The sequence below is a fragment of the Nostoc sp. genome, from assembly GCF_036917315.1.
In the GTDB taxonomy this organism is placed as follows: domain Bacteria; phylum Cyanobacteriota; class Cyanobacteriia; order Cyanobacteriales; family Nostocaceae; genus Nostoc.
Window position 1 is genome coordinate 100,163 of the sequence record NZ_JBALDR010000006.1, and the last position, 18,241, is coordinate 118,403.

Below are 18,241 nucleotides of genomic sequence, written 5' to 3' on the forward strand. Positions count from 1 at the left end.
TTGAGTTTGCCAATCAGAGAATTAAGATTAATTTGGGTAGGCTAACCTTGAAGAGGATTTCCAGAATTATATCCTCTGTCTTTCAATCCTTATTTGCAATTAGATAACCGATTAGAGTAGCAAAATCAAAGCATACCTTGATTTAGTAATGAGTGCGATCGCTAGATATGATTGTCAAAATGCTTTAATGCGACTACTTTGTTTTACAAACAGCTTTACGGCTAAAAAAAGTCGAGTTTTCACTCCTGTTTTGTATTACTAATCACATATTTTTTAGCAAATATTATGTATGTAGCCGGATTGTTTTGCTTGCCAGCAGAAAAACCCGTTTTTTGAAATGCCTTGGTAAATCAGATTTATTTGCTACTTTTGATCGTAAATTACTTACTTAGTCAAAAAAATTTAATCCAGATGATAAATATTATTCTATATACCCTATAATTCTCATAATCACGGTATCCATGTAGAAATACCGTAGATTTAGGGGTGATTCTGATGGGCAAGTCGCAACAACTGACACAATTAAGTAAATTCCTGAGTGAGGAGATGCAGGCTTATGCCATGAAAGCCTTGCGGACTATACAACTATCGTATCAACACGCAATTAGAAGTTGGTTGAATGGACGCAGTATCCAAAGCTTTGTGAGTCTGTTTTTAATAAGTATTTTTTTGAGTATAGCAGTTGCCTCCTGTTCGGGAAGCAGTTCCGCCAGCAAAAATGATGTTAAGTTAAAACTCGTTTCATTCTCTGTCACCAAAGCCGCTCACGATCAAATAATTCCCAAATTTATCGAAAAGTGGAAGCAAGAACACAACCAAAATGTCACATTTGAGCAAAGCTATGGTGGTTCTGGCGCTCAAGCGGCTGCTGTGATTGACGGTTCGCAAGAAGCAGATATAGTACATTTGGCACTTCCCCTCGATGTCAGCAAAATTCAGCAAGCAGGTTTGATTAAATCAGGTTGGGAAACCAAAGCTCCGAGAAGTGGTATCGTGAGTAGATCGGTTGCTGCGATCGTTACTCGCGAAGGCAACCCGAAAGGCATTCAGACTTGGGCAGACTTGGCAAAAGATGGCGTTAAAGTGATTGCCGCTAACCCAAAAACTTCTGGTATTGCTATCTGGGAATTCTTGGCTTTCTGGGGTTCGGTAACTCTAACAGGTGGTGATGAGGCAACAGCGCTAGATTATGTCACCAAAGTTTATAAGAATACCCCTACTCTAACGAAAGATGCCCGTGAGGCTAGCGATTTATTCTTCCAAAAAGCTGAGGGAGATGTCTTAATTAACTACGAAAATGAGGTGATTTTGGCGGGGAAAAATGGGAATAAGCTACCTTATGTTGTACCCCAAGTCAATATTTCCATTGACAATCCTGTGGCGATAGTTGATAAAAACGTTGATAAACACGCTACAAGAGAAGTTGCACAAGCATTTGTTGATTTTCTTTACTCTACAGAAGCTCAACGAGAATTTGCCAAATTACAATATCGTCCTGTTAACCCTAGCGTTACCCAAGAAGTAGCATCACAATATCCGCCAATTAAAACTTTATTCACATCTCAAGATTTAGGTGGTTGGGATATTATTCGGAGCAAGTTTTTTGGAGATGGGGCAATATTTGACAAAATTCAAGCTGCGAACAAAGCATGATAAAAGAGATATCATTCTGCATTCTCTACATTTTGCAGCTAGCCAAGCATAAGTAATTCTCAGCCACTTTATCTCAATGGATAATTTATGAGCTTTTGTAACCGATTTCAAAATAGTTTTTTCTTAACATCTTTAATGCTTCTTGCCAGCAGTATCACTGCTTGTAACAGCGGACAGGAATTAAAAAGTCAAGTAAGTATTGATGGTGCTGCTGTAGGTTTTCCTGTTTCTTTAGCAGTTGCAGAAGAATACGGTAGAGGAAAACCTGAAGCTAAAGTTAGTGTTGCCTCAAGCGGTACGGGTGGTGGTTTCAGTAAATTTTGTAATGGCGATATTGATATAGCTGGTGCTTCTCGTACCATTCGAGATGAAGAAATCAAAAAATGTAAAAGTAAGAATATTGAATTTGTCGAGTTACCTGTAGCTTTAGATGGTATAGCCGTAATTGCTAACCGTAAAAATAACTTCGCCAAATGTCTAACTATTAAGGAACTGGGCAAAATTTGGGGCGCAAAATCAGACGGGAAAATCTTGACTTGGAATCAAGTTAATCCCAAATTCCCTAACGAAAAACTGAAGCTGTATGCTCCTGCTTCTGATACTGGAACCTTTGATTATATGACTCAAGCTGTGACTGGCAAAGCCAAGAATGGCCGTACAGATTACACCCCTAGTCACAATCAAAATCTCCTAGTACAAGGTGTTTCAGGTGATGTATCAGCCTTGGGTTATGTTGGGATATCTTACTACATTCAAAACCAAGATAAACTCAATTTAGTTGCTGTAGAAAGTCCTACAGGAAAGTGTGAAAAGCCAGTTCCTGTAGATAATGTCATCAAAAATATCTACACACCTTTGTCTCGTCCTCTGTTTCTTTATGTCAGTAAAAAATCCTTAGATACCAAGCCAGCAGTCAAAGAATTTGTAGATTTTTATCTAGAAAATTCTTGGAAGTGGGTAGATAGTGTTGGTTATGTGGCACTACCTGATGAAGCTTATGTCAAAGTCAAACAAAAATTTGCTACTGGTGAAACGGGGACAAAATTCAAAAAAGCAAAACCAGGTGAACCAATTACAAACTTTATTTAAATAAAGTTCCAGTCATTGTAGTCTGAATGTAGTTAAAAAATAACTGTTTATGCAAAATCTAAATTCTCAAGACGATCCTTCTCTACTATCCAGACAATCACTGGATAAAAATGCATCGGAAGATATCTCTGAAAAGATTGTTGCAGTAATTTTATTTGCTTGTGCTTTAGTTTCGGTTTTAACTACCTTTGGAATTGTCGTAATTATCTTTCAGGAGACATTCGGTTTTTTCCAAGAAGTTTCCTTTGCTCAATTCTTTCTTGATACTAAATGGACGCCTTTATTTGCAGATAGACATTTTGGCGTTTGGCCCTTGATTAATGGCACTTTTTTAACAACGGCTATTGCAATGGCAGTTGCTATTCCTTTGGGGTTATCTTCTGCTATTTATTTAAGTGAGTATGCTCAACCAAAAGTAGCAGCAGTTTTACGTCCAGCAGTGGAACTTTTAGCGGGAATACCAACAGTAGTATATGGTTACTTTGCGCTATTGTTTGTCACACCATTGCTACGGAATATTATCCCTCTGGAAATATTCAACGCTTTGAGTGCAGGGTTAATGATGGGAGTAATGATTACCCCTACGGTTGGTTCTATCAGCTTAGATGCGATTAAAGCAGTTCCCCGCTCTTTACGAGAAGGCTCTTATGCTTTAGGTATCACTAAACTGGAAACCATTTTTAAAGTAGTTCTACCAGCCGCGCTTTCTGGAATCATTGCCTCAATTATATTGGGTATTTCTCGCGCTGTGGGTGAAACAATGACTGTTCTCATCGCCGCCGGACTACAGCCAAAGCTGACTGTTAATTTTGCGGAATCAATAGAAACAATGACAGCTTACATGGCACAAATTTCTGGGGGAGATAGTCCACGTGGTAGTCTCAATTTCAAAACCTTATATGCTGTAGGTGCTGTTCTGTTTATAATCACCCTAGCTTTGAATATTGTTAGTTACTGGATTGCAAATCGCTTTAAAGAAAAATACGATTAATAAGTATGGCTACAAGTTATCAACCAAATAGTTCTCTAGATTCTACGGCAGAATTTACCGATAATGTTGAAAGTAGGGAGACATTAGGGAAAGTATTTGAAGTAATTTTTTTGTTAGGATTGCTGATTGGTTTATTTATCCTAGCATTACTACTTTTTGATATTTTTAAAGACGGATTAGGTAGATTTTTGTCACCCGGCTTTCTGACCGAAACTCCTTCTCGTTTTGCCGATCAAGGTGGCATTCGCCCTGCAATTATCAGCAGCGTTCTTTTGGGAACTGTTGTAATCTTGGTTACTGTTCCTATTGGTGTCGGAGCAGCTTTATATCTAGAAGAGTATGCACCTAAAGCTTGGTGGACAGCGATTATTGAGATTAATATCAGTAATCTGGCAGGCGTACCTTCTATCGTTTATGGATTGCTGGGTTTAGGAGTTTTCAATTATCTACTTGGGTTTGGCCCCGCTTTGATTTCTGGTGCATTGACTTTATCTTTGTTGTCTTTACCAGTAATTATTGTTACTTCTAGAGAAGCAATTCGTGCCGTCCCAGATTCTCTGAGAAATGCTTCTTATGGATTAGGTGTTACCAAATGGAGAACTATCAGCAGTCACGTCATACCCTATGCTATTCCCGGTATTCTGACAGGAGTGATTATCTCTGTATCTCGTGCCATTGGTGATGCAGCATCTCTAATTGTTGTCGGTGCTGTGGGTTTTCTCACTTTTGACCCTGGTTTGTTCCAGAGATTTATGGCATTACCCATTCAAATTTACAGTTACATCACTCGTCCTGAACCGGGTTTTGCTGGTGCAGCAGCAGCGACAATTATTGCGTTGTTGCTCTTGATTTTAGCTTTAAATGGTGTAGCAATTTATATCCGGCAACGCTTCTCAATCCGTTAGGTAATTAAATATCTAATTGGATACATTCACAGCTTATTTGGAGATACGCAAAATGACTTATAGCAATAGTAGAAGTAAATCAGATAGCGCCACAATTGAACAAGGTAATAGCGTTTTCAATGTTGAAGGTGTGAAGGTCTTCTATGGAGGATTCCTAGCACTTTTAGATGTTTATCTAAAGATTCCTGATAAACAAATTATTGCTTTTATTGGGCCTTCAGGATGCGGTAAAAGTACCTTACTGCGTTGCTTCAACCGGATGAATGATTTAATTCCTGGTGCTAAGGTTGAGGGTAGACTGAATTATCGCGATCGCAACATTTACGATCCTAAGATAAATTCTGTAAAATTACGCCGCCAAGTCGGAATGGTTTTTCAACGGCCGAATCCTTTCCCCAAGTCAATCTACGAAAATATTTCCTTTGGGCCGCGGGCTAACGGTTATAAAGGTAACATCGATGAATTGGTGGAAGATTCCCTCAGACGCGCTGCTATCTGGGATGAAGTGAAAGACAAACTCAAAGAGAAGGGTACTGCATTATCTGGCGGACAACAGCAACGACTTTGTATTGCGCGTGCGATCGCAATGAAGCCAGATGTATTATTGATGGATGAACCATGTTCTGCTCTCGACCCAATTTCTAGCCGCCAAGTAGAAGAACTCTGCTTACAACTCAAGGAGCAATACACCATCATTATGGTGACACACAATATGCAGCAAGCTTCAAGAGTGGCAGATTTCACGGCTTTCTTCAATACAGAAATTGACGAGTATGGCAAACGTCGTGGCAAATTAGTCGAGTTTAATCCGACAGCGCAAATGTTCAGTTCTCCTCAAACTAAAGAAGCTGAGGATTATATCAGTGGACGCTTCGGTTAAAGAGGCATCACAGCAGAAGGGGAAAGGTAAAAGCCAAGTTCAGTTGTGAGCGACTATTATCAAAACCTTTCCCTTTCATCTAAATCTAGCCAACTCAATGTCCCCTTACAAAATACTTTTGTCTACTGAAATTAAAGTATAGCAATCCTATATTGAGTTGTATAAATTATCAAACCGCCAAGCCGCCAAGAGCGCTAATGAAAGAAGGAAAGAAGTTTACAAATGATTTAGGACTGCTATATAAGCTTGACATTTAACACAGTGGAAATTCAAGAATTAAAAGCATTGATTAAAGAAACCATACGTGAAGTTCTGCAAGAAGAAAGACTTCGCCTTTGCCAAATTCTTATTCCTTACATAAGTGATAATGAGCAACGCGAACTTGAAGCCGAGTTTGGTGTACCTTCAGATGATGCTGAGGATGAAGTAATTGATATGACCGATTGGGTAACATATAGCAACAAAAAATAATTTGTAATTCGTAATTTAATAACTGGGCATTACCAATAGTAATTCGGGAAAATATACTGATGCTTGGCAGTGCTTAATTAAAGTAATATTTCAGTTTAGTACTTATACTGTGTATTATGTTTAAGTCTCTGTCATTTGCTTTAGTTACAGCTACCATTCTAGTAGCAGCAATCAATAATCCCAGCGCTACTTTAGCTAAAACTTGTGCCTCTAAGTGTGGGTCACATCCGATTCAGTTTACACCTGGGCAACACATCAGGGTTGAAGTTATAAATAGCACACCTAACTTAATCAAAATCCAAAAACCCTCTGGAACTGATGCAATATCCTTGAGTCCAGGGCAGAAATTAAATTTAGGACAAATAGAGGGTACTGAGCCAAATACATCTCTGATATTTTGGAGCGAAAAGGGTTTATCACTACAAGCAATAGTCTCCAAACCTAACTTTGGTACATTGCGGCTAGAACTCCGTCCGACCTGGCGCTCTCCAGGCGATCGCTCGTTATATATTATGGATGATGGTAGGATAAACGTGTTATAGGTAGCAAATAATGTTATTAGTTATGAGTTAAGAAACAACTTTCAATTCAACACTCATAACTGAAAACTCCTAACTTGTATTGTGCTAGACCGACCTGTATCTGAAGTATCAAAGCCTCACCGACGCTTACCCGATCAGCGCTGGCAAATTTATCCGCAAAAACCAGAATTTGCCCAAAAGCTGGCTATTTTGACAAATCTTTCACCTATTGTCAGCCAGTTGTTGATTAATCGGGGTATGGAAACACCAGAACAGGTACAAGCATTTTTAAATCCAGAGTCCTTAGTTTTGCCTTCGCCGTTAGAAGATTTCCCAGATTTGGCGATTAGTTTGGAGTTGTTGGAAAATGCGATCGCTTCTCAAACAAAAATTGCTATTTGTGGTGATTACGATGCTGATGGGATGACCAGCACTGCTCTACTTTTACGTAGTCTCCGCACTTTAGGCGCACAAGTAGATTATGCTATCCCCAGCCGGATGCACGAAGGCTATGGTATTAATAAACGCATAGTTGAAGAATTTCACAGTGAAGGTGTAGGGCTAATTCTCACCGTAGATAATGGTATCTCTGCGTTTGAACCAGTTGCGAGAGCTAGAGAACTTGGTCTTGCAGTGATTATCACCGACCACCACGATATACCCCAAAAATTACCGCCAGCTAACGCTATTCTCAATCCTAAACTAATAGCCGAATCCTCACCTTATCGGGGTGTTGCTGGTGTTGGTGTTGCCTACATTTTGGCAGTGTCTCTAGCACAACAGTTAGGGCAGACTAAGGGCTTAATTCAGCCGATGCTAGCGCTGTTTACGCTGGGAACGATCGCAGATTTAGCCCCCTTAACTGGCGTAAATCGCCGCTGGGTGAAACGTGGTTTACAGCATTTACCCAAATCCAACTTAGCTGGGGTACAGGCTTTGATTCAGGTAGGCGGCGTGCAGGCGAGGGATGAGGGAGCAGGGGGAGCAGGGGAGCAGGGGAGCAGGGGAGCAGAGGAGAAAATTTCTAATCCAAAATCCAAAATCCAAAATCCAAAATCTTTAAAGCCTGAAGATATCGGGTTTCGTCTGGGGCCGCGCATTAATGCTATTGGTCGGATTGGTAATCCCCAGACTGTGATTGAATTGCTGACTACAGATGATATAGGGGTGGCGCTGGAACTCGCAATGCGATGCGAACAAATAAATGCCAGTCGCCAGGAAATGTGTCAGCAAATTGAACAAGAAGCGATCGCTTATGTAGAGACAGAATTTGTTGGATCTCTACAGCAAGATCGTGTATTAATTGTTGTTCAACCTAATTGGCATCACGGCGTTATTGGCATCGTCGCCTCCCGCTTGGTGGAACGCTACGGTGTTCCTGTGTTTATCGGGACTTATGAGGATGAGGAACATATACGCGGTTCAGCACGCTCAATTCCAGAGTTTCATGTATTTGAAGCTTTGGAATATTGTCACGATCTACTAGGGAAATTTGGCGGACACAAAGCAGCCGGGGGATTCTCTCTACCAGCAGAGAATTTACAGGTGTTGCGATCGCGTTTGATTGAGTTTGCTAACCAGTGTCTCGAACCCGAACATCTCAAACCTCTGCTGAAAATTGATGCCGAAGTCAACCTCAATCATCTCAATCAGCAGCTTTATCAACAGCTTAATGCTCTTCACCCCTGCGGTATGGACAACCCCGATCCAGTTTTTTGGACACCTAATGTCCAAGTGGTTGAGCAAAAAATCGTTGGTAAGGGTCACATTAAACTGACAATTGCCCAAACTGTTGATAATCAGGAGTATAAAATCAAAGCGATCGCTTGGCGTTGGGGCGACTATTTCCGCTTACCACCGCGAGTGGATGTCGCTTACAAACTGCGAGAAAATTACTTTAACGGTAACACCAGCATCGAGCTAGAGTTAATCGGAGTCAGACTGCCAATTCAGGTTCAACAATTTTTTGCTTCGCCACCTATCCAGTCAAGCACCACATTTGAGTACAACCAGCGAAAATATACTTGTGGTTTCTATAAAAATGGTATTAAAGCAGAATTAAGAATTAGAAATTCTGAAGGCAAAGTCTTAGCCATCCAGCCAGGACATATAATTGGTTTGCTGGGTACTAATCGTCAAAACGCTAAAGAAGTTGATATTTCTCAACCACAGTATGACAATATTATCCAAGCTGCCCTTCAAGCTTTATCAGTACTGAGTGCTGAGTTATGAGTTATGAGTTATGAATTCTTAATTAACTTTTCACTCCTAACTCTGAACTGTTAACTCCTTAGTCAGCACTCAGCACTCTTATAGGTTGCCGTTGCGAAATGCCAGTACAAAGATTACTGCTGGGCCAGCAATCACGATGAGCGCCACGGACAACAATTGGAAAATAACTTCCCAATTGATACTGGTAAAAGCGTTAAACAAGTCAGACACAGCGTCAAACATTTTTCCTTTTCTCCTCCCAATAGTCTTAAAAAATTCAATAACTTAAATTAGAAAACCCGAAATCGATCATATATGGCTATGGACTGTTAGATTTAATTTACTTAACAAAATTATAAGAAAAGATATAAAAACGTAAAATAGGGGCATTGGGATTAGGCCAGAGGTGACAGGTGACAGGGAATAATCTGTACCCTATTCTCTGTACCCTATTCCCTTCTTCAATCCCTAATCCCTAATCCAAAATGTCAACTTGGCAATGTATAAAGCAATGTGGAGCCTGCTGTAATCTCGATCCAGCAGAGCGTCCAGATTTGGAAGACTATCTCTCACCACCAGAACTAGAACTCTACCTCAGCATGGTAGGCGAAGGGGGATGGTGCGTTAATTTCGACCATACCACTCGAGAATGTCGCATCTACGCCAATCGTCCGCGCTTCTGTCGCGTGGAATCAGAAGTGTTTCAAGATATGTATGGGGTTGAACCAGAAGAAGTCAACGATTTTGCTATTGACTGCTGTCGCCAGCAAATAGAAGGAGTTTATGGCGATCGCAGTTTAGAAATACTACGCTTCGACAAAGCTGTTGGCCTTTGACACTTCCACCCTCCTTTTTTGTATGTAGTTGCAATTTATGACAAAAATATGAGAAAATGATAGAAATATGAAAAGACCCTAGCAAAACTACTGCCTAATGAAACTTGACTCTGTACCTTTGGAGATTTCTGGCATATCTCAGACTGAGGTTGAGCTAGAACTGGAAGACAGCAATGATTTTAACTTAACTCCTGCGATCGCTCTGTCAGTTCAGCCTGTAATTGCCGATAGTCCTCAAAAGCAGCAATCAGTGTTGGTAGTTTTTGGTACGACTTTTGTAACCATTTTTCTAGCAGAAATTGGAGATAAGACTCAGCTATCGACTCTGTTAATGAGCGCACAATCTCATTCGCCGTGGGTGGTATTTATCGGATCTGCGGCGGCGCTAATAACTACCAGCCTATTAGGCGTACTTTTAGGTAGTTGGATAGCCAATCGACTCAGCCCGAAAACTGTAGAAAAATCAGCCGGCGTGATGTTGTTAGTAATTTCTATAATGCTGTTTTGGGATGTATTTACTAGTCATTAGTCATTTGTCATTTGTAATTATAAAAATTACCCACCGCCCTTAATTATATGGATTGGCATTTATTAGGACTTAGCTTTATTACAGTTTTTTTATCAGAATTGGGTGACAAAAGTCAGCTAGCAGCGATCGCACTTTCAGGACGTTCTAATTCTCCACGTGCAGTATTTTTCGGTGCAGCAGGCGCATTGCTGTTGACAAGCCTATTGGGATCTTTAGCAGGGGGTGCAGTAGCCGAATTACTACCTACACGCGTTTTAAAAGCGATCGCGGCTGTAGGATTTGCCATTCTTGCTGCACGCCTGCTGTTATTTAACAATGAACCATCAGCAGATTCTGAACAAACACCTTAGAGAAGAATTCAGAATCCAGGAATCAGAATTACTCTTCGTCGATGATTAGAATTATCTAATGACTCGAATTAATACTGAATTCTGACTGGAGCCGGAGCGTCTCCGGCTCCAGTCAGAATTCTTATTTACAAAAGTTCCCAAGCAGTTCCTTTGTAGCCGTATTGAAAAATTTCTGGATGCAAAATTTCTGCCAAAATCTCTAGAGAATCTACCAGTCGTGGCCCTGGACGATTGAAGTAAGAATTGCCATCAGTAATGTAGACTCTACCAGCTGCGGTAGCGTGTAGTTTTTCCCACTCTGGACGTTGAGTTAATAAATTGGCTTCTTTGCGAGTGCGGTTTAAATCAAAGCCACAAGGCATAAAAACAATTACATCGGGATTAGTTGTTACTAGTGTTTCCCACGGCAGGATCGGAGAAGGCTGACCTGTAGCGCAAAATAGAGACTGTCCTCCTGCTAAGTTAACTAATTCAGGAATCCAATTAGCGGCGACCATCAAAGGATCGGTCCACTCAATACAGGCGACAGTAGGCAATTCATCTAAAGAAAGTCCTTGGATTTTTTGCTGACAAATTTTGACGCGAGCTTCTAAATTTTCTAAGACTTTTACCGAGTCTACGTCAAAAGTATTGCCGACTCGCTCAATGTCAGCCCAAACATCCTGGAGAATATTGGGTTGTAAAGAAATAATCTGAGGTTTACTGTCAATGAGTGTAGCAACTGCCTTTTCAACATCATGTAAGCTAACAGCACAAACATCGCACTGGTCTTGAGTGAGAATATGGGTAGGCTGCAATTGCTCTAAAACATCTGTTTTAATTTCATAAATACTGAGAGCAGATTGCAATAAATTGTTCACTTCGTCGTGAATTTGGCTGCTGGAGGCATCACTGTTTAAACGTGCTTGGGTACAAATGGGGCGATTGAGGATTTCTGGAGGGTAATCGCATTCGTGCGATCGCCCCACAATACCATTAACCAACCCTAGTGTCGCTAAAATCTCCGTTCCACCGGGAATCAGGGAAACAATTCTTACATCACTATCTGTCATCGCTCCACCTCCGCAAAAGCTGCCGTTACCTTAAGTTTGGCAGAATTTGAGCCATTAGGTATCTTTCTCTAGGAGAATCAAGGGTATTTTGCTAGTCAGCACTAAGCAAGAAATTGTACTGAGGATTGGGTATTGGGAAAAACTCTTTCCAATACCCAGTCCCAGATTAAAAATACTATACTACTTATACTACTTAATAGTAGAATTACTTAATAGTGAAATTACTTGAAATGCTAATTTTCCCCTGGCACAAATTAATAATATGAAGTAACAGAAGTAATCAGCAAAATCTAGCTTATAACTGATTAGCCAGAATCATAAAATTTAATTAGAAAAATTATACTTTCCGGTTATGAAAAACCATCTCAAGTAATTGTAGTTATACAAAGACAGTTCTACTTTTTCCGTAGAACTGCAAGTCCAAATTATTTTTTCTTGAGGGCAACTAATGCAGGTGGTGTCAGCTAGAAATATTACAGAGCAGAACCAGGCCCAAGAGGCTTTACGAATCAGAGAAAATAGCCGGCGAAAACAAAGCCAAACGCTGGTGCAACTGGCAAGAAGCAAAACATTTCAGCAAGGTAATCTCAATGCCGTGTTGAGGGAAATCACAGAAACTGCTGCTCAGACGCTGTTAGTAGAGCGAGTTGGGGTATGGTTATATAATGAAGAACGTTCAAAAATTGAATGCATTAATTTGTATGATGTCAGGACTAAGGAGCATACCCTTGGTAACTCTCTTTTAAAAACAAATTTTCCTGCTTATTTCCAAGCTTTAGAAGAAGAGCGTACTATTGCTGCGGAGAATGCCAGAAACGATCCCAGAACCCAAGAATTATCCGAGTCTTATTTTTCAGTTTTGGGCATCACATCTATACTAGATGCACCAATTTGGCTAGAGGGTCATTTGGTGGGCGTAGTGTGCCACGAACATATAGGTGAAGAACGCCAATGGACTTTAGAAGAAGAGAGTTTTGCTGGCTCAATTGCAGATTTTGTGACGCTGGCTATAGAAGCGAACGAGCGAAACGTCGTAGAGGAAGCACTGCGACAGAGTGAGGCACAATTTCGGGCGATTTTTGAGCGTTCCTCTATCGGCATTGGCCTGATAGATATGAAAGGGCAGATAGTCGATACTAATCTGGCACTGTGCGAGATTTTAGGATACAGCCGAGAAGAGTTATACGGCAAGTGCTTTACAGATTATATTTCCATAGAAAGGGAGCATTTAAAACTTTACAAACGACTGATGTCAGGAATTCGCACAGACTTAAAGAGAACTTCGAGGGACGGTTTACAACCCTCCAACCATCAGAAACAGCTTGTCGAAAGACATCGTATTGAGATAGAAAGATGCTGCCAGCATCAAAATGGTAGCTTAGTTTGGACTCATATCTCTGTTTCTGTTATACCAAGCAGCAATGGTGAACCTGAGTTTTTTCTAGCGATGATTGAGGATATTACTGAACGTAAGCAAACAGAGTTGAAACTACGCGCCTCTCAAGAAGCAGCAGAAGCTGCCAGTCGAGCAAAAACTGAATTTTTAGCAACCATGAGCCATGAGTTACGGACGCCTCTCAATGCGATTATGGGTTTGTCACAGTTACTGCAACAAGAAATAGTTGGCTCTCTGAATGAAAAACAGAACGAATATGTAAGTTGTATATATAGTAGTGGTGAACATCTGCTGGCAGTGATTAACGATATCCTTGACTTATCTAAGGTAGAAGCAGGTAAAGAGGAACTGTTACTATCATCGTTGTCAGTGGCAGATATATGTAATTATGCCATCTGGACAGTGCGCGATCGCGCCTCAGAAAAGGGATTGCAACTCACACATCAAATTGACCAAGAAGCTGATATTTGTATTGCTGATGAGCGGCGCATCAAGCAAATGCTACTCAACTTGCTCACCAATGCCATTAAATTTACCCCAGCAGGTGAAGTATCGCTGGTAGTCAAAAAAGTGCCACAAGGGATAACGTTTACAGTTTCAGATACTGGCATTGGTATAGATTCAAGCCAGTTTCAATTTTTATTTGAACCGTTTAAACAGCTTGACAGTCGGTTAAATCGGCAGTATGAAGGCACTGGTTTGGGTTTAGCCTTGACGCGTAAATTAGCGCGTTTACATGGCGGAGATGTGACCTTTACATCAATTTTAGGAAAGGGCAGTCAATTCACTCTGTTCCTACCAAATCCAGAGCATCCGGGAAATGATGAAAATGAGACAAATGAGATAGATAAGATAGATGAGACAGAAGAGGAAGCAAATTTTACCTCGTCCTCCTCTTCTTCAGTCATCCCCACAAATAAAACTATTTTGCTTGTAGAAGAAGAGGAAAATACAGCAATAGTGTTGCAAGATTATCTCCACACAATTGGCTACCAAGTCAAGTGGATAGATAATAGTAACGACTTTTTGAAACAGGTACAAAGCTTCCAACCCAATTTAGTTTTTTTTGATTTGCAGTTAGTAAAGGATGTTCATATCTTGAATTTATTGAATATCCTTAGAAAAGAGCCTTATCGGGAACATTTACCGATTGTAATGATGACCTTTCGCGAACCTTTAGAGGAAGAAATTGCCATGCTACCAGGTAGTGTTGATGACTACCTTATCAAGCCAATTCGCATACTCCAGCTAGAGTCAATTCTAATGAAATATTTTAGTTAATTGCTTATGAAAATACATTTTTTTCTGAACGCCGATTGAAAAAAATATTAGATAGTTTTACTTGAATGTGAAAATATTTTTCTCATTTTCACATGGAGAATACTAACTTCTTCAAATATTTCTCCTTCTTCTATAAAATCCAGCTTTTTGTATAAATCTTTAAGATATTCTTGAGCATGAATCACTACTTCTGGAATATTTTGGTTAGCTATCAGCTGTAGGGCATTTTCCATAATTTTCTTACCAATACCTTGCCCTCTAACTGTCGATAAAACAGCTAACCTTTCTATTTTGGCAGTTTTATCATCTAAATATCTGATTCTAGCAGTACCCACAACTTCCATATTTAAATAAGCAATTAGATGATCGGATATTTCATCTTTGCCATCAAATTCTAAAGCGGGGTCTACTCCTTGTTCTTCTTGAAAAACTGATTTTCTAATTGCTTGAATTGCCGGAAAATCTTCAGGTAATTCAGCAACTTTTATAACTAAATTACTCATGAAACTCTCTTTTAGGTTACTACCTATTGTAGTTTAAGGTGAGTTTGATGCACCTCTCCATGCTTTGAACGAAAGTGCAAGCCTGTCCCTCTACGGTGTACACACAAGTCTTTCTGACTCCCTCTAACTCCCCCTCTTGGCAAGGGGGGATTAAGGGGGGTAAATCCAGGATTGGGGCTTCATTACCAAGATGTGTGTACACCGTAGGACTCGGAGAGGGAGGATTTTACCCAGTAAAATCAGGGAGAGGTGTTTTGATTGTGCAAATTAGACGGATACTATATGAGCCGTGGAATTCACGTTAGTTTAATCTGCTCCTTCAATTGGTGCAAAACCTTGACGTTGAATATTTTCTGTAACCGCGCGTGGTTCTAAAAATTGCAGTAAGTAATCAGGGCCGCCTGCTTTAGAACCGACTCCAGAAAGTTTGAATCCACCAAAGGGTTGCCGCCCAACGATCGCTCCGGTAATATTGCGGTTGATATACAAATTACCGACTTCAAACTCTGTCTGCGCCTGCTGAATGTGAGAAGGCGTTCTAGAATAAAGTCCGCCAGTCAAAGCGAAGTTTGTACCATTGGCGACTGCTAACGCTTCTTGGAAATCTTTCACCCGAATCACCGCCAGCACAGGGCCAAAAATCTCTTCCTGGGAAATTACTGCATTTGGGGATACTTCACTAAAGATGACTGGCCCGATAAAATATCCTTGTTCGGGTGCTGGTAACTCCAAAGCTAATTGTGCTTCTGCCTTACCCTTCTCAATATACTCGCGGATGCGATCGCGGGCATTAGCATCAATCACCGGCCCAACTTGTGTACTCGGTAACTCTGTTTCCCCAATATTCAAGGATTTTGTCGCTTCCACCAACCGCTGCACAAAGGCATCATAAATGGGTTCCAGTACAATCACCCTGGAAGCAGCAGAACATTTTTGGCCGCTGTAACCAAATGCCGACTGCACTACCCCCACAACAGCTTGGTCTAAATCAGCACTTTCATCGACAATAATGGCATTCTTGCCGCCCATTTCAGCAATCACCCGTTTCATGTGTTTTTGTCCGGGTTTCAGCGTTGCCGCTTCTGCGTAAATTCGACATCCGACTTCTTGAGAACCGGTAAAAGCAATTACATGAGTATCTGGATGATTTACCAAATAAGCGCCGACTTGCGAACCCTTACCAGGAACGTATTGAAATACACCTTTAGGAAAACCAGCATCTACCAAGATTTCTGTGAGTTTCGCTGCAATCACAGAAGATGTTTCCGCAGGTTTGAGGAGAGTACAATTGCCCGAAACCAAAGCTGCAACTGTCATCCCACAAGCGATCGCTAGGGGGAAATTCCAAGGAGAAATCACGACAGCAATTCCCCGTGGCTGGTAAATATAATGATTAGTTTCGCCAGGGATGTCGTAATTAACACCTTTATCTAACCGTTCAATCTCATCAGCGTAGTAACGACAGAAGTCTATCGCTTCCGAAACCTCTCCATCAGCTTCCTTTACTGGTTTCCCAACTTCCAAAACTATCCAAACTGAAAGTTCAGCGCGGCGGAGTTCCATCAAATCACCCGCTTTCCGCAAAATATCAGCGCGTTGTTTGGCTGGCGTTTTCTTCCATTCAGGAAATGCCGCTTTCGCAGCTTGCATCGCCTGTTCTGCTTGTTCAACGCTAATCAACCCAACTTTACCAATTACCTCACTGAACTTAGAAGGATTCAGAGAATCAACAAATTCCGGCGGATTAACATACTCGCCATTAATCAGTGGTAAATATGTTTTACCCAACTGTTGACGAACGCTTTGGAAAGCTTGCGCCGCCTTCATTCTCACCTCTTCCTCAGCGTAATCGGTATCAGCAGCACCGAGGAAATGAGAGTCAGGAGTTAAAGAGTTCTTCTCCTCTTTGACAATCGGCGGCGCTAATAATTCTTCAATTGGTCGATTTTCGAGATTTTGCCGTAAAAAAGAACTATTAGCGGTATTTTCCAACAATCGACGAATTAAATACGCCATCCCAGGTAATAATTCACCGTAGGGACAGTAAACTCTCACCCGATAACCTTTATCAACCAATGCCTTGGCAACTTTATCACCCATACCGTAGAGGACTTGCAACTCAAAGCGACGGCGGGGGACATTTAAACTTTCAGCTATGGCAATGGCGCGAGAGTGCGATCGCACATTATGGCTACCAATGGCAGAATAGACATATTGATGATTTTCTAACAACAACTGAGTGATGGTTTCAAAGTTAGCATCAGTTGCGGCTTTATCGTTGTAAACTGGCTGTTTCCAATGCTTTTGGGCTGCTTTAATAGTTTCTTGATCCCAATAAGCGCCTTTCACCAAGCGAATTGTCAGAGGATAACCACGTTCTTTCAACCAGGAAATTACGTCTTCGGTATCTTGTTCGCTATCACGCAGATATGCTTGAATTGTCATGCCAATATCTGTGCGTTGCCGAAACTCTTCTTCTAGTAACAGTTTTTTCAAGATGCTGAGAGTTATGTCCTTATAGGCATACTGTTCCATATCAAAATGCACAGCTGCGCCCAACTCTTTAGCACGACGTAAGAGAATCCGAATGCGATCGCTAACTCGCTCCTCACTACCTTTAGCATCTAATGGGTCAAATTGGGAATAAAACGCCGTTAATTTCACAGAAACCTGAACTTTTGGTATTGCTTCGCCATCAGCCTCATCAATCGCTGGAATAGCTGACCAATTCTTCGATGCCTCCACCAATTGTTGCATTAATTCTAGATAGCGTTCTAGATAAGACTGCGCTTCCGCTTCGGTAATTACAGCTTCACCAAGTAAGTCGATGGTGAAAGCCATTTTTTCTTTTCGCAGTCGTTCAACTGTTTTGATGACTTGTTTAATATTTTCCCCAGAAATATATTTATGGGCAAGAGTCTCAACCGCTGTCCCAACGGTTGTAGCTGCAACTTGTCCTGGCATCGAGTCGGGGTTAGCAAAGTTGAGCATCCCCTTCAAAGCTGTCGGTAATTCTACAGATTCATCGCCTAAATATTCTTGTAAATGTGAGGCAATTTCTGATTTACTGTGCAAAGCAGGTAGCGTATCTATAAAGCGAAATAGTTGCACCCGTAATCCAGGATTACTCATCGCCCAAGCTAATAACTTATCATCCCAACGCATTTGATCGCGCAGAGAAGAAAAAAACGAACGATTTTCCTGCGTTGCTGCTAGAAGTTGTTTAGCAATTTCTTGGGTTTTAGCTTCGTAGGTGCTTGTTTGTACTTGTAATACCACTGATAATAACTCCGTTAATCAAGGCAAGGCTTTTTGTACAAAGCCTGTGTCTTCTATTTTGACGCTTTCATTTAGCTGTCACCATTATGCGGAATTCGTAATTCGGAATATTCACCTCCGGCGAGAAGCAAGCTACGTAATTCGTAATTCTTATACCGCAAGGATTTGATTGATTTGGAATGATTTACTTACGCCGTGCGTTCTAGGGACTAGCAATAAAAAAATATTCCATCCCTGCGGGACACTGCGCGAACCTAGAGTCTTGCACCCCTACGACAGATGTAGATTAAATAG

16 protein-coding genes are annotated in these 18,241 nt (G+C 41.0%); 12 read left to right on the forward strand and 4 right to left on the reverse strand.

Annotated features, from left to right (window positions below; translation table 11 throughout):
• Positions 1–495 precede the first annotated feature (495 nt).
• The 8 genes from V7K84_RS02930 to V7K84_RS02965 all read left to right on the forward strand — a co-directional run bounded on the left by V7K84_RS02930 (position 496) and on the right by V7K84_RS02965 (position 8,742).
• On the forward strand, positions 496–1,653 hold the full coding sequence (locus V7K84_RS02930) for a sulfate ABC transporter substrate-binding protein (protein WP_334836227.1): 1,158 nt from the start codon (positions 496–498) through the stop codon (positions 1,651–1,653).
• A gap of 87 nt (positions 1,654–1,740) precedes the next feature.
• Positions 1,741–2,742, forward strand: a complete 1,002-nt coding sequence (locus tag V7K84_RS02935; RefSeq protein ID WP_334836229.1) for a PstS family phosphate ABC transporter substrate-binding protein — start codon at positions 1,741–1,743, stop codon at positions 2,740–2,742.
• Positions 2,743–2,791: 49 nt separating this feature from the next.
• Positions 2,792–3,733: a phosphate ABC transporter permease subunit PstC gene (gene pstC, locus V7K84_RS02940; RefSeq protein ID WP_334836231.1), complete on the forward strand. Its 942-nt coding sequence runs from the start codon at positions 2,792–2,794 to the stop codon at positions 3,731–3,733.
• 5 nt (positions 3,734–3,738) lie between these two features.
• Positions 3,739–4,638 carry a phosphate ABC transporter permease PstA gene (gene pstA, locus V7K84_RS02945; protein WP_179064466.1) on the forward strand — a complete coding sequence of 300 codons (900 nt, stop codon included), beginning with the start codon at positions 3,739–3,741 and terminating at the stop codon, positions 4,636–4,638.
• A gap of 52 nt (positions 4,639–4,690) precedes the next feature.
• Positions 4,691–5,518 (forward strand): phosphate ABC transporter ATP-binding protein PstB, encoded by an 828-nt coding sequence (gene pstB / locus V7K84_RS02950; protein ID WP_334836234.1) that lies wholly within the window; start codon positions 4,691–4,693, stop codon positions 5,516–5,518.
• A gap of 261 nt (positions 5,519–5,779) precedes the next feature.
• Positions 5,780–5,989 (forward strand): hypothetical protein, encoded by a 210-nt coding sequence (locus V7K84_RS02955; RefSeq protein WP_334836236.1) that lies wholly within the window; start codon positions 5,780–5,782, stop codon positions 5,987–5,989.
• A gap of 116 nt (positions 5,990–6,105) precedes the next feature.
• Positions 6,106–6,531 carry a hypothetical protein gene (locus V7K84_RS02960; RefSeq protein WP_334836238.1) on the forward strand — a complete coding sequence of 142 codons (426 nt, stop codon included), beginning with the start codon at positions 6,106–6,108 and terminating at the stop codon, positions 6,529–6,531.
• 81 nt (positions 6,532–6,612) lie between these two features.
• Complete coding sequence (locus V7K84_RS02965; protein WP_334836240.1) at positions 6,613–8,742, forward strand: single-stranded-DNA-specific exonuclease RecJ; 2,130 nt, start codon at positions 6,613–6,615, stop codon at positions 8,740–8,742.
• Between the two features lie 78 nt (positions 8,743–8,820).
• Here the strand turns inward: V7K84_RS02965 and psb30 are convergent, their stop codons facing one another.
• Positions 8,821–8,964 carry a photosystem II reaction center protein Ycf12/Psb30 gene (psb30, locus tag V7K84_RS02970; RefSeq protein WP_069068686.1) on the reverse strand — a complete coding sequence of 48 codons (144 nt, stop codon included), beginning with the start codon at positions 8,962–8,964 and terminating at the stop codon, positions 8,821–8,823.
• Between the two features lie 242 nt (positions 8,965–9,206).
• Between psb30 and V7K84_RS02975 the strand changes: the two genes are divergently transcribed.
• From V7K84_RS02975 to V7K84_RS02985, 3 genes are all read left to right on the forward strand, one after another.
• A complete protein-coding gene (locus V7K84_RS02975; protein WP_334836242.1) occupies positions 9,207–9,557 on the forward strand; it encodes a YkgJ family cysteine cluster protein in 351 nt (116 codons plus the stop codon).
• 97 nt (positions 9,558–9,654) lie between these two features.
• Entirely contained in the window at positions 9,655–10,086 is a 432-nt protein-coding gene (locus tag V7K84_RS02980; protein ID WP_334836245.1) for a TMEM165/GDT1 family protein, read from the forward strand.
• Between the two features lie 47 nt (positions 10,087–10,133).
• Positions 10,134–10,436 (forward strand): TMEM165/GDT1 family protein, encoded by a 303-nt coding sequence (locus V7K84_RS02985; RefSeq protein ID WP_099100177.1) that lies wholly within the window; start codon positions 10,134–10,136, stop codon positions 10,434–10,436.
• Positions 10,437–10,561: 125 nt separating this feature from the next.
• Here the strand turns inward: V7K84_RS02985 and V7K84_RS02990 are convergent, their stop codons facing one another.
• Positions 10,562–11,488, reverse strand: coding sequence for a cobalamin-binding protein (locus tag V7K84_RS02990; protein WP_334836248.1), 927 nt, complete (start codon positions 11,486–11,488; stop codon positions 10,562–10,564).
• A 448-nt stretch (positions 11,489–11,936) separates the two neighbouring features.
• Between V7K84_RS02990 and V7K84_RS02995 the strand changes: the two genes are divergently transcribed.
• Positions 11,937–14,165, forward strand: coding sequence for a hybrid sensor histidine kinase/response regulator (locus V7K84_RS02995; protein WP_334836250.1), 2,229 nt, complete (start codon positions 11,937–11,939; stop codon positions 14,163–14,165).
• A 47-nt stretch (positions 14,166–14,212) separates the two neighbouring features.
• On the opposite strand, the gene V7K84_RS03000 is transcribed toward V7K84_RS02995, so the two are convergent.
• Together V7K84_RS03000 and pruA are read right to left on the reverse strand one after the other, a co-directional pair.
• Positions 14,213–14,668: a GNAT family N-acetyltransferase gene (locus V7K84_RS03000; protein WP_334836252.1), complete on the reverse strand. Its 456-nt coding sequence runs from the start codon at positions 14,666–14,668 to the stop codon at positions 14,213–14,215.
• A gap of 306 nt (positions 14,669–14,974) precedes the next feature.
• Positions 14,975–17,947, reverse strand: coding sequence for an L-glutamate gamma-semialdehyde dehydrogenase (gene pruA / locus V7K84_RS03005; RefSeq protein ID WP_334836255.1), 2,973 nt, complete (start codon positions 17,945–17,947; stop codon positions 14,975–14,977).
• Positions 17,948–18,241: the final 294 nt, after the last annotated feature.

What these genes read in the sequence shown, in the direction of transcription:
- V7K84_RS02960 (WP_334836238.1), top strand. Translation starts at nt 6,106, where the DNA reads ATGTTTAAGTCTCTGTCATTTGCTTTAGTTACAGCTACCATTCTAGTA.
- V7K84_RS02980 (WP_334836245.1), top strand. Translation starts at nt 9,655, where the DNA reads ATGAAACTTGACTCTGTACCTTTGGAGATTTCTGGCATATCTCAGACT.
- V7K84_RS02930 (WP_334836227.1), top strand. Translation starts at nt 496, where the DNA reads ATGGGCAAGTCGCAACAACTGACACAATTAAGTAAATTCCTGAGTGAG.
- pstA (WP_179064466.1), top strand. Translation starts at nt 3,739, where the DNA reads ATGGCTACAAGTTATCAACCAAATAGTTCTCTAGATTCTACGGCAGAA.
- V7K84_RS02990 (WP_334836248.1), bottom strand. Translation starts at nt 11,488, where the DNA reads ATGACAGATAGTGATGTAAGAATTGTTTCCCTGATTCCCGGTGGAACG.
- pstB (WP_334836234.1), top strand. Translation starts at nt 4,691, where the DNA reads ATGACTTATAGCAATAGTAGAAGTAAATCAGATAGCGCCACAATTGAA.
- V7K84_RS03000 (WP_334836252.1), bottom strand. Translation starts at nt 14,668, where the DNA reads ATGAGTAATTTAGTTATAAAAGTTGCTGAATTACCTGAAGATTTTCCG.
- V7K84_RS02935 (WP_334836229.1), top strand. Translation starts at nt 1,741, where the DNA reads ATGAGCTTTTGTAACCGATTTCAAAATAGTTTTTTCTTAACATCTTTA.
- V7K84_RS02975 (WP_334836242.1), top strand. Translation starts at nt 9,207, where the DNA reads ATGTCAACTTGGCAATGTATAAAGCAATGTGGAGCCTGCTGTAATCTC.
- V7K84_RS02985 (WP_099100177.1), top strand. Translation starts at nt 10,134, where the DNA reads ATGGATTGGCATTTATTAGGACTTAGCTTTATTACAGTTTTTTTATCA.
- pstC (WP_334836231.1), top strand. Translation starts at nt 2,792, where the DNA reads ATGCAAAATCTAAATTCTCAAGACGATCCTTCTCTACTATCCAGACAA.
- psb30 (WP_069068686.1), bottom strand. Translation starts at nt 8,964, where the DNA reads ATGTTTGACGCTGTGTCTGACTTGTTTAACGCTTTTACCAGTATCAAT.
- V7K84_RS02995 (WP_334836250.1), top strand. Translation starts at nt 11,937, where the DNA reads ATGCAGGTGGTGTCAGCTAGAAATATTACAGAGCAGAACCAGGCCCAA.